At 66.6% G+C, this 16,092-nt stretch carries 11 protein-coding genes; 3 read left to right on the top strand and 8 right to left on the bottom strand.

The window, feature by feature from the left end:
* The 6 genes from GEU84_RS10845 to GEU84_RS10820 all read right to left on the bottom strand — a co-directional run bounded on the left by GEU84_RS10845 (position 1) and on the right by GEU84_RS10820 (position 6,085).
* The gene (locus GEU84_RS10845; RefSeq protein ID WP_152826477.1) at positions 1-951 is read right to left on the bottom strand and encodes an MBL fold metallo-hydrolase; all 951 of its coding nucleotides are present in this window, start codon (positions 949-951) and stop codon (positions 1-3) included.
* Between the two features lie 36 nt (positions 952-987).
* Entirely contained in the window at positions 988-2,244 is a 1,257-nt protein-coding gene (gene fahA / locus GEU84_RS10840) for a fumarylacetoacetase (protein WP_174539775.1), read from the bottom strand.
* Positions 2,241-3,083, bottom strand: coding sequence for an MBL fold metallo-hydrolase (locus tag GEU84_RS10835; protein WP_338144779.1), 843 nt, complete (start codon positions 3,081-3,083; stop codon positions 2,241-2,243). Before GEU84_RS10835 ends, fahA begins: the two co-directional genes overlap by 4 nt.
* Positions 3,080-3,439 carry a DUF1428 domain-containing protein gene (locus tag GEU84_RS10830; RefSeq protein WP_152826300.1) on the bottom strand — a complete coding sequence of 120 codons (360 nt, stop codon included), beginning with the start codon at positions 3,437-3,439 and terminating at the stop codon, positions 3,080-3,082. Before GEU84_RS10830 ends, GEU84_RS10835 begins: the two co-directional genes overlap by 4 nt.
* A 30-nt stretch (positions 3,440-3,469) precedes the next feature.
* Positions 3,470-4,831, bottom strand: a complete 1,362-nt coding sequence (gene hmgA, locus GEU84_RS10825; RefSeq protein WP_152826298.1) for a homogentisate 1,2-dioxygenase — start codon at positions 4,829-4,831, stop codon at positions 3,470-3,472.
* 132 nt (positions 4,832-4,963) lie between these two features.
* Entirely contained in the window at positions 4,964-6,085 is a 1,122-nt protein-coding gene (locus GEU84_RS10820) for an MFS transporter (protein ID WP_174539774.1), read from the bottom strand.
* Between the two features lie 127 nt (positions 6,086-6,212).
* Here GEU84_RS10820 and GEU84_RS10815 point away from each other — a divergent pair, with 127 nt between their 5' ends.
* The 3 genes from GEU84_RS10815 to bktB are packed head-to-tail and all read left to right on the top strand — an operon-like array spanning position 6,213 to position 8,445.
* Positions 6,213-6,638 (top strand): MarR family winged helix-turn-helix transcriptional regulator, encoded by a 426-nt coding sequence (locus GEU84_RS10815; RefSeq protein WP_152826297.1) that lies wholly within the window; start codon positions 6,213-6,215, stop codon positions 6,636-6,638.
* A complete protein-coding gene (maiA, locus tag GEU84_RS10810; protein WP_152826296.1) occupies positions 6,635-7,273 on the top strand; it encodes a maleylacetoacetate isomerase in 639 nt (212 codons plus the stop codon). Before GEU84_RS10815 ends, maiA begins: the two co-directional genes overlap by 4 nt.
* A complete protein-coding gene (gene bktB / locus GEU84_RS10805) occupies positions 7,270-8,445 on the top strand; it encodes a beta-ketothiolase BktB (RefSeq protein WP_152826294.1) in 1,176 nt (391 codons plus the stop codon). Before maiA ends, bktB begins: the two co-directional genes overlap by 4 nt.
* A gap of 119 nt (positions 8,446-8,564) precedes the next feature.
* Here bktB and pbpC read toward each other — a convergent pair whose 3' ends face one another.
* Both pbpC and GEU84_RS10795 read right to left on the bottom strand, forming a co-directional pair.
* On the bottom strand, positions 8,565-10,598 hold the full coding sequence (gene pbpC / locus GEU84_RS10800; RefSeq protein WP_152826292.1) for a penicillin-binding protein 1C: 2,034 nt from the start codon (positions 10,596-10,598) through the stop codon (positions 8,565-8,567).
* A complete protein-coding gene (locus GEU84_RS10795; protein ID WP_241427645.1) occupies positions 10,598-16,036 on the bottom strand; it encodes an alpha-2-macroglobulin family protein in 5,439 nt (1,812 codons plus the stop codon). The genes pbpC and GEU84_RS10795 overlap by 1 nt, the downstream gene beginning before the upstream one ends.
* Positions 16,037-16,092: the final 56 nt, after the last annotated feature.

Below are 16,092 nucleotides of genomic sequence, written 5' to 3'. Positions count from 1 at the left end.
TCAGCCCTGAAGAGCCGCCCACATCTGGCGGTCCCGCTCGGCGGTCCAGATGCGGGGCGTGTCAATGCCCTGCGCCTCGTCATAGGCACGGGCCACGTTGAACGGCAGACAATGTTCATAGATCGCAAAGTTTGCGAACTTTGGGTCACATTCGGCGCGCACGGCATCCCATGCTTGCTTCAGCGTGCCCCCGCGCAGTGCTACGCGGGCGGCGGACAGATAGGTGGAGCGCACGAAATCCTTCGTCGCATCCAGTGCCGCGTTCACCATCGGCTTGCCGATCAGCGCATCGCCCCGCCCCGGGGCAATGGCATCCAGATCAAAGGCGCGGATGCGTTTCAAAGTGGCGGGCCAGTCATGGAAATGCCCGTCGCCGCAATAGCAGGCCGAATGGTATTCCACGATGTCGCCGGTAAACATCACATTGGCATCAGGCACATGCACCACTGCATCGCCCGCCGTATGGGCACGGCCCAGCTGCATGATGTCGATCCGCCGCTTGCCCAGATAAACACTCATCCGGTCGTTGAACGTGGTTGTGGGCCAGGTCAGCCCGGGTATGCTTTCATGCCCCTGGAACAGCCGCGGAAAGCGGCCGAATTCGCTGTCCCAATCTTCCTGTCCGCGTTCGGCGACCATCGAGCGGGCCTTCTCGCTCATGATCACCTGCAGGGCGCCAAAGGCTGAGGCACCCAGCACCCGCACCGCATGGTAATGTGTCAGCACCACATGCGAAATCGGCTTGTCGGTGACGCTGCGGATGCAGTCGATCACTTTTTGCGCCAGCCGTGGCGTGGCCTGCGCCTCGACCACCATAACCGTCTCATCGCCGATGATGACGCCCGAGTTCGGATCGCCCTCGGCGGTAAAGGCATAGATGCCGGGGCCGACCTCGATAAAGGTCGTCTTCTTTTCCGTCAGGTCGCCCTGCGATGCAAATGCCTTGGCCATCATTTCCTCATATCTGTTCACATACCGCGTCGCGGTTCATCTCGCCCAGTCGGGCAGGGCAGGGGCGGGCAACAGCCGCCCCGCGCAATCGCCAAATCCGATGCGATACCCATCGCCCTGCGCATGGCCGCGCAGCGTCACCGTATCGCCATCCTCGATGAAACTGCGGCTGCCGCCGGTGATCGCCACAGGCTCCTTGCCGCCCCAGGAAAGTTCCAGCAGGCTGCCGCGCTCGGCCTTGCCCGGGCCGGAAATCGTGCCCGATCCCAGCAGGTCGCCCACATTCATCGGGCAGCCGCTGGTCGTGTGGTGGCACAACTGCTGGGGGGCGGAGTAATACATTTCACCATATCGGGTGCGGGTCAGCACGGTTTCCGGTCCACCTTCGGGCTGCAACGCCACCTCCAGCTGCACATCATACAGCATCGGGCGCGGCTCTGTCAGATAGGGCAGCAGCGGCACCTCGCGCGGTGGTGTCGCCACGCGGAAGGGCTGCAACGCCGCCGCCATCACGATCCAGGGGCTGATGGTGGTCGCCGTCGCCTTGGCCTGAAACGGCCCCAGCGGCTGATATTCCCAAGCCTGTATGTCGCGCGCCGACCAGTCGTTCAGCAAGACATAGCCGAATATCATCGCTTCGGCCTGCTCCACCGACACCATGCCTTCGGACGCCTGCCCCACCACGGCCCCCATCTCCAGCTCGAAATCGAACCGCTTCGACGGGCCGAAATGCGGCACATCCGCCCCCGGTGGCTTCAACTGCCCCAGTGGCCTGCGCACATCGGTGCCAGACACCACGACAGACGAGGCCCGCCCGTTGTAACCGATGGGAATATGCAGCCAGTTCGGCGGAAGCGCATTCTCCGGGTCGCGGAACATCGAGCCTACGTTGAACGCATGGTGCCGCCCGGCGTAGAAATCGGTGTATTCCGACACCAGAAACGGCATGTGCAGCACGGCATCGGCCAGCGGCATCAGATGATCCTCGGCCAGCGCGCGCTTTGGTGAACCCTCATTCAGAAACGCCGCTACCTGCGCGCGGAAATCGGCCCAGGCATCCGGCCCCAGTTCCATCAGCTCGTTCCAGAATGGCACGTCCAGCACCGGATGACCGCCCAGTTGCAAAAGGCCCTCCTCCTCCAACGCGCTGACATCCAATATGAAATCGCCGATGGCCACGCCGCAGCGCGGGCTGTCGCCCTGCACCGAGAACACCCCGCAGGGCAGGTTGTTCAGCGGAAAGGCGCAGTCAGGCGCATTCGCGCTGTCGATCCAGGAACGCAGCAGGGTCACAGGGCAATCTCCAATCCGTCATGGCCCAGTGTCACCGGGCCGTTCCATTCCGCCGCCGCGCGCGCCAGCCAGTCGGCGGGGGCAAAGCGGGCATCGTCCACCGGCACCAGATGGTGCAGCACCAGCTGCCCCACCCCGGCCGCCCGGGCGATGCGCGCGGCATCCTCAACCGGTGTATGCGCCGCCAGCAGATGCGCGCGCAAGGCCGGGCCGAGATCGGATTTCTGCACGATCAGGTCGATGCCATCGACCAGCATCGCCTCGTGCAGCAACACATCAGACCCGGCGGCAAATTCGGCCAGTGGCGGGTGATAGGCGGTATCGCCCGAAACCGTCACCGACCGCGACCCGTCAAAGCGGAAGGCATAGCAATGTTCCAGCGGCGGATGCGGCACCCGGCAGGCCCGCGCGGCCAAGGGTGCGCCATCAATCGCACCCTCCTGCACCACCACCACCCGCACCAGATCACCCAGCGGCACGCGCCCCTCATCCATCACGCGGATCGCGCAATCATAGGCCATCGAGGCCATGAAGCCCGCCCAGTAATCCGCAATCCCCTCGGGGCCGAAAATCGTTACCGGCTGGCGCAGACCGGTGCACCAGGCGGTATGGATCAGTGGCCCAAGCTCCAACAGGTGATCGGAATGCAGATGGGTGATGAACACTGTCGTCAGATCCTTCAGATCCATCCCCGCATCCACCAGCGCCCTGGAGCAGCCGATCCCGCAATCCACCAGCACGCGCTGCCCGTCCAGCTCGATCAGCGTCGCGGTTGGCATCGCGCCCCGCGCCCGCACCCCCGGCCCGCCCTTGACGCCCAACAGCACGATCCGGTTCACGCGCCGGCCCCCAGAACGAGCAGCGGCGCGAACCCGCCCCACATCATCCGGCTGGAATCAAACGGCGAATCCGCAGGCCCTTGCAGCCGCGGGTCTGCCATCACGGCAGCATTCACCGCATCGCGGTGCGCGCGGTCGCGGTAGGTGATGAAGGAGAACACCACCACTTCGCCCGGTTCCAGCTTTACCGACATGGGGAAGGATGTCTTTTCGCCCCCCTGCACGTCATCAGCCACGCTTTCCACAAGCGACAGCGCGCCATGTTCCATCCACAGCGCGCCCGCCGTTTCCGCCATCGCGCGATAATCGTCCATCCGGGCCAGCGGCACCGGGATCACGAAACCATCGACATACATCTGCACTCCTCCCTGCTGCGCAACCGCAGGCTATTTCAGCCCAGGCGTGCCGTCGAACTTTTTGCCAAGGCTTTCCCAGCAGTCGATGTAATCATCCTGCAACGGGGCCTCTTTGGCGGCAAAGCCGGTCAGGTGCTGCGGAAAGCGGGTCTCGAACATGAACGACATCGTGTCTTCCAGCTTGTGCGCCGCCAACTCGCCATAGGACGCGCCGTCAAAGGCGTTGCGGTCCGGCCCGTGCGGCAGCATGCAATTGTGCAGGCTCATCCCACCGGGCACGAAACCCTTGGGCTTGGCATCATAGACGCCGTGAATGTTGCCCATCAGTTCCGACATGATGTTCTTGTGATACCACGGCGGGCGGAACGTATCCTCGGCCACCATCCAGCGGTCGCGGAACAGCACAAAGTCGATGTTCGCCGTCCCCTCCACCCCCGAAGGCGCGGTCAGCACGGTGAAAATGCTGGGGTCCGGGTGGTCGAACAATATCGCCCCCACCGGGCAATAGGTGGTCAGGTCGTATTTCACCGGGGCATAATTGCCGTGCCAGGCCACCACATCCAGCGGGCTGTGGCCAATGCGGGTGCGGTGGAACTGGCCGCACCATTTCACCGTGACGGTTGACGCCACCTCGCGGTCTTCAAACGCCGCCACCGGCGTCTTGAAATCGCGCCGGTTGGCCATGCAATTCGCGCCAATCGGGCCACGGCCCGGCAGGTCAAATTTCTGCCCGTAGTTTTCGCAGACAAAGCCCCGGCACGGCCCCTCGATCACTTCCACCCGATAGACCAGCCCGCGCGGGATGATGGCAATCTCCTGCGGGGCAAGGTCGATCACCCCCAGCTCGGTGCAGAACCGCAACCGGCCCTGCTGCGGCACCACCAGCAATTCGCTGTCGGCGCTGAAGAAATACTCATCCACCATGGACTGTGTCACCAGATAGACATGGCTGGCCATGCCGACCTGAATGTTCACATCGCCCGCGGTGGTCATGGTTCGCATGCCGGTCAGCCAGGTAATCGCTTCGCCGGTGTGCGGCACCGGATCCCAGCGGTATTGCCCCAGGCTGATCACATCGGGGTCGATATGCGGCGCGCTTTTCCAATAGGGCAGGGCGATCTTTTCAAAGCGGTGCGTGTGCTTCACCGACGGCCGGATGCGATAGCACCAGGTCCGTTCGTTCTGGTGGCTGGGCGCGGTAAAGGCGGTGCCGGAAAGCTGCTCGCCATACAGCCCGTAATTGCAGCGCTGCGGGCTATTGCGCCCCTGCGGCAGCGCGCCGGGCAGCGCCTCGGTTTCAAAATCATTGCCAAAGCCGGGCATATAGCCCTCATGCGGGCCGGTCATCGCGGCGGCACGGATCATGCCCGAAGGCGTGGTCTGGCTGTTCATGTGATCCTCCCCCAAGGCCGGTGCCCGCAACGGTCGGCTCCGGCACAATCTGCACCACATATATCGTTGCAAATGCAACGAAGTCAACAGCCGAATCCTCCGCCTGCCGGCTCATCCCTCCGTCCGCCAATGTCAGGGGGCAGGGGCCCGGTTCAGGCTGCTGTTCATATACCCCATCGCCAGCACCCCGGCCGCCGCCGCGGTCAGCGCTACCCCGGCAATCACCCAGAAAAACGCTTGCCCGCCCAGCCATCCCATCAGCCCCGACAGGATCAGCGGCGATGAAATGCCCCCCACCAGCCCCGCCGCGATGATCGTGGGAGCCACGCGCGGGTCATCCCCCATCCGCAGCGTGGCACAGACATAGAATGCCGGAAAAAACAGCCCCGCCGCCACACCCAGCAGCACAAAGAACAGCCCCGCGTTAAGCAGCACGGCCCCCAGCGCCGACGCCCCCGCCAGCCCCAGCGCGCAGGTAAACAGGCTGAACGGCGGCATCAGATCCGACAACCACATCAGCCCCACCCGCACCGCCAGAAACGCCACAAAGAACAGCGACAGATATTGCGCCGCCGCCGCCTCGGTTTCACCCGCCGCGATCAGCGCCGTGGGGCCAAGCCCGATCAGGCAGGCCTCGATCCCGATGGCCACCGCGCCAAAGCTCAGGATCCCCGGCCGCAGCCGGAACGGCCCCGCCGCCATGGTCGCCACCGGTGCCACACCCACCGACCCCGCGGCCAGCCAGACCAGCAGGCACAGCCCCGCCACCAGCGCAAACCCCATTCCCGGGTCATTGCCCAGCGCCACAAACACCAGCGGCGCAGTAATCGCCCCGATCCCGAATGTCGCGTTCAACAGCCCCAGCATGGCCGGGCCACGTGTGCCGAACCGTTTCAGGAACAGCGGGTTATACACAACGGTCGTCGCGCCATAGCCCACGCCGAACACCAGCGCGCCCAGCAGCACCAGCCCCCAAGCCAGCCCTGCCGCCATCAGCGCCGCCCCCGCCGCCATCAGCACCAGTGCCACGCGAGGGCTGATCCAGCCAGCCCGCAGGAACATCACGGTCACGCCCACCGCAGCCCCCACCCATTGCGCCGACACCAGCAGCCCCGCCTCTGGCCCCGCCAGCCCGAATGTCCGGGCCAGTGCCGGAAGTGACGGGCCAAACATGCCCTGCCCGGCCCCCATCACGATGAACGTGCCCAACCCCGCCGCCAGCAGCCCCAGATTCGCCTTCACAAGCTGCCGCACGATGCCCGTCCTCCGCCTTGACCACAGCCCTGTCACCCGCCGCCCCGGCACTGTCAACACCCCGGCCTTGCGCAAGGCCAGCCAACCATGCAGTCATGGCCGCAAAGCCCCGCACGGAGCCCATCCTTTGAGCGATTTTGACCTGTCCGCCTTCCTGCCCTATCAGCTTGCCGTCGCCGCCAGCCATGTCAGCCGCGGCTTTGCCGAGCGTTACAAGGCCGAATTCGGTCTCTCCATTCCCGAATGGCGCGTGCTGGCGCATCTGGCACAATCGGGTGCCGTGTCGGTGCGCGAGATTCATGCAAGGGTCGACATGGACAAATCCAAGGTGTCCCGCGCCGCCGCCCGGCTGGAGGTTGCGGGCCTGATCGCCAAACGCGCCCACCCCACCGACCGCCGCCTGCTGGAGATGACGCTGACCCCCGCGGGCGAGGCGCTGATCGCCCGCATCCTTCCCATCGCGCTGGATTATCAGGCGCAGGTGCTGGCCCGGCTTGGCCCTGATGCCGCACCCTTCCGCCGCGCCCTGCTGACAATGCTGGAGGTGAAATGATCACGCTATACGACTATTGGCGGTCCTCCGCCGCTTACCGCATCCGCATCGCGCTGAACCTGATGGGGCTTCCCTATACCGCCATCCCGGTGAACCTTTTGACCGGCGAACACCGCAGCCCCGAAAATCTGGCCCGCAACCCGCAGGGTCTGGTGCCCACGCTGGCCATCGACGGGCTACTGCTCACCCAATCCCTCGCCATCCTGGAATATCTGGACGAGGTGCATGGCGCAGGCCTGCTGCCCGCCGATGCCCCGGGCCGCGCCCGCGCCCGCGCGCTGGCCTATGCCGTGGCGATGGAAATTGGCCCGGTCTGCAACCTGTCGGTGCGCAGCCATGTCGCCAAAGCCTCGGGCGGCGCGATCAGTGCCGATGACTGGCAGACCCACCACATGACGCGCGGTCTTGCCGCGCTGGAACGCATGCTCGACCACCCCTCCACCGGCACCTTCTGCCATGGCGACCGCGTGACCATCGCCGACATCTGCCTTGTGCCGCAAATCTACAATGCCCGACGCCAAGGCATCGACGTAACGTCGCTCTCGCGCATCGGCGCAATCATGGCCAATCTGGAGTCGCTTCCCGCCGTCGCCGCCGCCCATCCCGACCGGCACCAGCCACAGGACACACCATGACCGACATCGTCATCCTCTCCGGTGCCCGCACCGCCATCGGCTCTTTCGGCGGCTCCCTCGCCGCCATCCCACCCATTGATCTTGCCACCACCGCTGCCAAAGCCGCGCTCGAACGGGCGGGCCTCGCCCCGGCGCAGATCGGCACCACCGTTTTCGGCCATGTCATCAACACCGAACCGCGCGACATGTATCTGGCCCGCGTCGCCGCCATGCAGGCCGGCGTGCCCGAAACCACCCCGGCAATGAACGTGAACCGGCTTTGCGGCTCGGGCGTGCAGGCCATCGTCTCGGCCATGCAGGCGCTGATGCTGGGCGACGCCGCCTTCGCCTTGGCCGGTGGCGCCGAATGCATGAGCCGCTCACCCTACTCCCTGCCCGCCGCCCGCTTCGGGCAGAAGATGGGCGATGCCAGCGCCGTCGACATGATGACAGGCGCACTCACCTGCCCCTTCGGCACCGGCCACATGGGCATCACGGCGGAAAACGTCGCCGCCGAACACGGCCTGACGCGCGAGGCACAGGATGCCTTCGCGCTCGAATCGCAATCCCGCGCCGCCCGCGCCATTGCCGAGGGCCGTTTTGCCAGCCAGATAGCGCCCGTCGAAATCACCACCCGCAAGGGCACCGTGCATTTCGACACGGATGAGCATCCCAAAGCCACCAGCGCCGCCGCCCTCGCCGCCCTGCGCCCGGCTTTCCGCAAAGACGGCAGCGTCACCGCAGGCAATGCGTCGGGCATCAATGACGGGGCCGCCGCCCTGATCCTCGCGCGCAGCGACGCGGCCAAGGCGGCTGGCCTCACCCCCCGCTTCCGCATCATCGGCTACGCCCATGCCGGTGTTGCCCCCCGCGTCATGGGGCTTGGCCCGATCCCCGCCGTGCAGGCCCTGCTGGCCCGCACCGGCCTGACCGCCGCCGACTTCGAAGTCATCGAATCAAACGAGGCCTTTGCCGCACAGGCCCTCGCCGTCACCGCCGCCCTTGGCCTCGATCCCGCCCGCGTGAACCCCAACGGCGGCGCCATCGCCCTGGGCCACCCCGTCGGGGCCACCGGCGCGCTGATCACCGTCAAGGCGATGTATGAGCTTGACCGCACCGGCGGCCACCGCGCCCTCATCACCATGTGCATCGGTGGCGGTCAGGGCATCGCACTGGCGATCGAGCGGCTCTGACTTACCCTATTTTCTGTCGCTAAATATCCCGGGGGTCCGGGGGCTGGCCCCCGGTTCCCGCATCAGCGACATGCATCACCCGTGCATCGGAATCATACTGCCCGTGCATGCCCCAAAATCTACCGCACCCGCACCAGGGCCCGCGCCGACCGCCCCTCTGCGTCGATCACCGACAGCGTCACAAACCCCGGTCCGCCCACCGCCAGCACCGTTTCCCGCCCGCGCAGCGCCACGGCCAGCGGCACGCCATCGGCCAGCCAGGTAAAGGGTGCGACGCCGCCCCGCACCCGCACCAGCATGGCACCGTCCAGCAGCTCCACCTCAGCCCCGTCGGGCGGAAAGGCCACCGCAGGCGCATCGGCTGCGGCCTGAAAGGCCGCCCCCCGCGACCGGAACCGCTGCAAGGGCTGCGGCAATTCCGCGTTTGAAATCAACAACGTGGCGGGTGGCGCAGGGGGCTGGGCCATCAGCGCGGGCTTCAGCCGGTTGAACGCCTGAAACAGCACGGGCGCTGCCAATTCACCGCCAAAGGCCCCCGGCACCGGCGTGCCATCCGCGCGCCCCATCCAGACCCCGATCACATGGCGCCCGTCATAGCCCAGCGCCCAGGCATCGCGGTGCCCGTAACTCGTGCCGGTCTTGTAGGCCAGCCGGTTGGCCGATGCCCCGGGCGGCGGGGCCAGGCCCGACAGGATGTCGCCCACCTGCCATGCGGCCACCGCTGACATAACCCGTTGACCTTCCTCACTTTCCCCTGTCACCCGCAGGGGCCGCGCCACCCCGCCCCGCGCCATCGTGGCATATAGCTGAACCATGTCTTCCAGCGTCACGCCCACGCCCCCCAGTGCCACCGCCAGCCCCGGTTGCCCGCCCGGCACCACAGCCTCCACCCCCGTGCGGCGCAGCGCGGCCAGCAGCTTGGCCGGCCCCAGCGCGTCGGTCAGCGCCACCACCGGCAGGTTCAAGGACAGTTGCAGCGCCTCGCGCACCCGCACCTCGCCCCGGAAGATCCGGTCGAAATTCTGCGGCGCATAGCCTGCGTAAACCGCTGGCCGGTCATCGATCATCGTTTCCGGATGCGCCAACCCTTCGTCAAAAGCCAGCCCATATATCAAGGGCTTGAGCGTCGATCCCGGGCTGCGCAGTGCCTGCGTCATGTCCACGAAACCCTGACGCGCATCGGCCTGATATGCCGCCGACCCCACACTGGCCAGCACCTCGCCGGAACGGTGGTCGGCCACCACAATCGCCACCTGCAAGCGGTCGCCTTGCCCTGCCACGGCCTCCACCGCCAGCCCTTCGATCCGCCCCTGCAAGGCTGCATCCAGCGTCAGCACATGCCGCCCGACCCCCGGCGCATCGCGCCGCACCCGGTCGGCCAGATGCGGGGCCAGCGCCGGAAAATCCTTGCGCGCCAGTGGGATAGCCTCGCGCAGGGCTGCCTGTGCCTGATCGGCGTCCAGCACCCCGTCGCCCGCCGCGCGGGCCAGAACCCGCGCCCGCGCCGCCTCGGCCCGCTCTGGCGCGCGATCAGGCCTGCGTGCCTCGGGCGATTGCGGAATGGCCACCAGCAGCGCGGCTTCAGCCGGGGTCAACCGCCGGGGTTCTTTGCCAAAGTAAGCCAAGGATGCCGCCCGCACCCCCTCCAGATTGCCGCCAAAGGGCGCAAGGTGCAGATAAAGCGACAGAATTTCATCCTTGGTCAGCCGCCGCTCCAGCGCCAGTGCCACCCGCATCTGCCGCAGCTTGCCCGCCACCCGCCCGGTTCCGCTTTCCTCCAGCAGCCGCGCGACCTGCATCGTCAGGGTTGAACCGCCCGATACCACCCGCCCGTTCAGCGCCGCCTGCACCAGCGCACGCGCCAGCGCCAGCGGGTCTACCCCGCGGTGCCGGTAAAACCGCTTGTCCTCAAACCCCACCAGCATCGAAAGGTAAGCCGCATCCACCGCCCCGGGTGCCACTGCCATGCGCCAGCGCCCGTCCGCCACGGTATAGGCGCGCAGCAAACTGCCATCGCGCGCCAGCACCTCGACCGAGGTTTCAAGCACCAAGGGCGGCAGCACGGTATCCGCAACCCATTGACGTGCCTCATCAAAACCAACGGCGGCGAGCCACAGGCCCGCCGCCGCCGCAAAGGCAAGACGCCCGCGCATCACTCGCTGATCGTGATCTGCCCCGCGTCAGACCGCGCGCGGAAATCAGGGCGATACATGTCTTCGACCGATGCGGCAGGGTGGTGGAACACCCCCGGCGACACCGCCCGCACGATATAGGCCACGCGGAACGGCTGGTTGTCATAGCGGTCAACGGCGGTCAGGAAACGGTCTTGCCGGAATTCGCTATGCGCCACCTCGGTTTGCAGATCCAGCCAGTCCAGCGCCGAAATCTCGCCCCCCGCGATCAGGTTGGGGTTGTCGATCTCGAAGCCGGCGGGCAGCGGATCGGCCAGCATCAGCCGCGCTTCTCCCGAACCGAAGGGCGTCACCTCCAGCACCGTCACCAACCGCGTGCCCGTGGTCAGCCCGTCCAGCGAGGCCGCCTCACCCTCCATCGAGTAATAGGTGCGGGTGATGGCATAGCCGTTGCCGCCCGCAGGTTCCGGTTCCGACGGCACGCCGTAGGTCGTCACCGTCAAGGTTGTGGGGCTGGCAGACCCGTTGGCCACAATCACAGGTGCCCCCGCCGCATCCAGCACCCGCACCAAAGGCCCGGTCGGTGCCGCGCCGTCGATGGTGATGCCATCCGCCGCTGGCCGGTCGATCAGCGCATTGGCCGCCAGCAGCGCCCAGGTCGCCTCTTGCGTGGACAGTGCACCGGAATGCGTGGCGATGCGGTCGGTCAGCGCGGCACGGTCAACCGCCTCTGACCCGGCCTCCACCGCCAGCGTCAGCACCGCCGCCGCGTCGCGGTAGTTGGTGCCGTAATCGGCGCGGAAAACCTGTGCAGTTTCCGTCGGAGTCAGCGAGGCCATCCGGTCGCCCGCCTTGCGGAACATCGCATCGGCGCGGGTCTGGTCGCCATAGCTGGCCAGCGCCGCGCCCAGTTGCGCCTGGGCGATGGGGGTCGAAAACGCATCGCCTTTCACATCGGCATAGTAGCGCAGGTCGCCCACCGCCGCCGCGCCCTCACGCGCCAGAACCATCAGCGCATAGGCCAGCGCCTCGCCCCCGGCATCGAAATCGGGCTGGTAGTTCACCTGGTTGCGCAGATTGTCCAGGGCCGAGCGGAAGGCCAGATCAGGCACCGCATGGCCCTGCGCGCGGGCACGTGACAGGAAATCGGTCACATAGGCATCCAGCCAGAAATCGCCCTGCGCCGGGCCCCAAAGCCCGAAACCGCCCTCGGATGTCTGGTTTGTCAGCACCTCGGCCACCGCCTGCTCGATGCGCAGGCTGATGTTTTCGGCGCCTTTCAGCTGCATCGCCTGCGCCACCTGATCGAAGTAGATCAGCGGCAACGCCTTGGACGTGATCTGTTCGGTGCAGCCATAGGGATAGCGGTCAAGTGATGCCAGCAGACCCGGCGCGTTCAGCCGGGCAATCGGGCCGATGGCCATGGTGGCGCTGGCCGAACCGGGGATAAGCCCCGCAAACACGTTGGAATCAAACGTGAATGTCTCACCCGCCGCAAGGTCGAAGCGGCTGGTGCGGGCCAGTTCCGGGTCGTTCACCTGCACCGGGATGGTCAGGCGCTTGGTCAGTTGCTTGCCATCCGGCGTGGTCAGCGCCACGTCGATTGTGTGCAGGCCCACATCGCCCGCCGTCACCGGAATGGCATAAACCGCCTTTGCCTGATCGCCCAGATCAAAGCCCGAGGGCACATTGCCCAGCGTCAGCCCGTTGGCCGTCACATCCAGCCCCATCCGCCCCGAAGGCCCGGTGGCATGCACGATCTCCAGCAGCAGGCGGCTTTCATCGCCGGGTGACAGGAAACGCGGCAGGCTGGCGGTCACAACCACCGGGTCGCGCACCAGCACATCAGCCTCGGCCTGACCCACCGCCTTCGACGACCAGACCACCGCCATCACCCTGACCGTGCCGTTGAACGACGGCAGGTCGAACGACGCGCGGGCATAGCCATCGGCGCCCACCGTGACCGGGCCGGTGAAATAGGCCACCAGCTCCTCGGTCGGCGGGGGCGCTTGCAGGCGCGCACCGGCCCCGGCATCCCCGCCGGAACGCACAACGCCCTCGGCCCCGTTCAGCCCGTCGATCAGACGGCCATAGATGTCACGGATGCCGACGCCCAGCTTGCGCTGGCCAAAGTAATGCCCCTCGGGGTCGGGGGATTTGAAGGCGGTCAGGTTCAGGATGCCGACATCGACGGCGGCAATCGTCGCATAGGCGGTGTCACCCGTCGCCAGACCCTCCACCTTCACCGCCACCTCCATCGGGCCGCGCGGTGCGGCCTCGGGGGCGGCTTCAATCGTGGTGGTCAGTTTGCGGCCGCCGGGGTCAATCGCGGCATGGGCCAGACCCAGCGCGCGGGCGGGGTTGCGGCCCGCCGCCACATCCATCGGGCGCAGCACCGATGCGGTCACATAAACGCCCGCGCCCCATTCGTCAGTCACGGTCAGCGGGATGGTGTTTTCACCCTCGGCCACTTCCACCGCTTGCATGCTTACCAGACGGTTCGACAGCACGGTGATGAGCGCCGTTCCCGCAGCGCGCGGCACGATGCGCAGTTGCGCGGTTTCCCCCGGCAGATAGGCGGGTTTGTCGAGGCTGAGTTCCAGCGTGTCAGGGGTGGCAGAAACATCGGCGGGCGCATACCAGCCCGCATAGAAGGTGGTCGATGTCGCGGCAGGCGTGCCATCGCTGCGTTCCACGGCCAGTTCATATTCGCCCCATGTCACGGGGGCTGCGATTTCCACCGCATCCGTGCCCAGTTCGGCCGCGCCTTCGGCCACGCGGGTGCGGGAAATCACGGGCTCCCAGTTCCACGAGCCATACTGCTGATACCATTGGTAATTCGTCTCGATCCGGGTCAGTTCCCAGGTCACGGCCATCGGGGAGGCCACGCCACCCGGCCCGACACCGATTAGATTGAACCGCGCCTCGGTCCCTTCGGCCACCACATCGTCAAACATCGGCTTCACACCGATCAGCGCCGCTTCGGGTGCGACCAGACGGGTCAGTTGCCGTTCCACCGGGCGGCCCGAGCCTTCGGCGACGCGCACGGTCACGCGGGCCTCCAGCGGGCGGCCCGGGGCGTCAACCTGGGGCAGGGTCAGCGGCAGCAGGGCGCGGCCACCTTCATCGGTGCGCTCGCCCGAGAACCCTTCCAGCCGTGCATCGAAAGGCTCGTCATGGCGGCCAAAGACATAGCCCGCAAAACCCGGCAGTTCGGATGCGGCGCGCAGCAGCACCTCGCCCTCCACCGCCAGATCGGCACCGGGGGCACCGAACAGATAGCGCGCGTCGATCGTCAGTTCGGGGGCATCGCCCAGCCGGATCGTGCCTTCGGGCAGGGCCAGCGTGAAATCAATGCGTTCCGGCAGGAAATCTTCAACAAGGAAGGTTTTCGCGGCCAGTGGTGCAGCCTCCAGATCGGCCAGAACCTCCAGCCGCCAGACGCCGCGCGGGGCGGAACCGCCCACCGGCAGCGCGAACACATGCCCGCCCGCGCCGCCATCGGCAACCAGCGCGCGCGAATATTCCACCCCGTCCGGGCGTTTCAGCACGGCGGTCAGCGGCAGGCCCGGCACCGCGGCAGCGACGGTATCGCGCGCCAGAGCGGTGGCGTAAACCGTCTCGCCAGCGCGGTAGGCCCCGCGGTCGGTCGTCAGGAACACATCAACCGGCGGCGCAGGCTCGCGCCCCTCAACCCCCCGGTCGGAAAGGTCAAATTCCGGGTCGGACAGCGACAGAAAGGCCATGTCGGCATCGCCCTCGCGCACCACCACCAGCCCGGGCGCAGCGCCGCCCGTGCCACGTGTCAGGCCGGGGGCGAAACTGGCATAGCCCAGTTCGTCGGTGGTGGCCGTGCCCAGCACCGCATTGGCGCGCGACACCAGTTCCACCGTCACGCCCGCTTTCGCGCCCGCCGTTCCCAGCGCCCGCACGAACACATGCAGCCCGTCCACCCCGGTCATCGTGGTGACACCCAGATCGGACACGACGAACCACTGCCATCCCGCGGGAATGGTGTAGGTATCCACCCCCGGCACAGCCGCTTTCAGTGCATAGATCCCGGCGGGCAGGCCTGCGATGGCTTCATCCAGCGGCAGGCGGGTGGTGACATCGCGGTTCACCTCCATCGCCACATCGGCGGTGCCGGACCAGAGTTCATCCCCGATCTCGCCGTTGAAGTATTCTTCCTGATAGTCGGCAATCGGGGTGCCGAAGTAATCGTTCTGCATGGCGCGCAGCAGGTTGCGGTCAGACACGCGGAACAACGACAGGTCCAGCTTTTCCGTGTTCACCGTTTCCACCGGCAGCGCGGCGGTGCCGCTGCGCGGCAGCACATAGGCGCGGCCGGGAAAGCGCACGCCGGGGCTGCGGTCGCGCACATAGACATTCAGCGGCACCGATCTTGCCATGGTCTGCCCATCGGCAGCAGGCAGCCCTTCGCGGAAGGTCAGGCTGTAACGCGCGCCATGGGTCAGCCCCTCGACACACAACTGCCGCCAGCCGCCTTTTTCCACTGTCAGGCCGGGTTCGGGCAGTTGGACAAAGCTGGAATAATCCACCCCCGCCTCGACCAGATCCTCGGTGAAGGTCGCGCAGACGCGCGGGCGCGCGCTGTCGGACTGCACGTCATGTTCCGCAATGCGGAAGCCGTATTTGCCGATGGCGTCATCCAGCAGGGCCGCCGTATCATCGCGCGGCTGCAAGGCCTGCGCCAGACGCAGCGCCTGCACGGTCATGTTGCCACGGTCGGTCTTTTCCAACGCCTGCCCCATGTAGACCAGCGCGGTATGGCGCAAAGCCGGGCTTTCGGCGCGCAGATAGCCGTTGATCGCGGCATTCACCGCCGCATCGCGGAAGGCGCGCTGCTGGTCAGTGTTCGGTTCCCCCGCCGCCAGCAGCAGGCGGGCATAATCCACCCAATCCTCGGCGGAATCGGTGATGTTCAGCGCCGCGCCGGTGAAATTCGCGGCCTGCCGCATGTTGCCCGCGGATTCGGAATCGCGTGCCGATTGCAGATGCTCGGCGGCGGTATAGCCGTTGACCGTGTGCTGGTTGGCAAGGCCGGTGGCCTGCGCCGTGGCATTGGCGATGTCATAATCCTGCAAAAATGTCAGTTCACCGCGCCGTGTTTCGGCCCGATCCTCGGCCCCCGCCGCAGCGGTCAGCAGGTTGCCGGAAAACGCGCCCTGAAAGAATGCGGCGTCGCCGGGGGCTGATTTCGGAAAGCACGACCCGTTGCGCGTGTTGAAGGTGAATGCGGTGCAGCTTTGGTTCGCAAGGCAGGCGCGCTGACAGGCATCCAGCGTGGTATCCAGAATCGTGGCCAGATCGCCGCCCGGAAAATCGGTGTCGGCGCTGAGGACAAAGCGTTTGGGTGGCACCACTTCCTGCGCCAGAGCCGGAGCGGCAACAGCGAGGCTCAGCGACGCCGCCATCAGCGCATTCATCAATCCACGCATCAGAAATCCTCCCGAATTCAACGGCATCACCCTCGCATGCGCGTGCTTCACTTGGC

This window comes from Fertoeibacter niger, assembly GCF_009380135.2.
GTDB classification, from domain to species: domain Bacteria; phylum Pseudomonadota; class Alphaproteobacteria; order Rhodobacterales; family Rhodobacteraceae; genus Fertoeibacter; species Fertoeibacter niger.
This window is presented reverse-complemented; position numbering and strand designations above follow the sequence as displayed.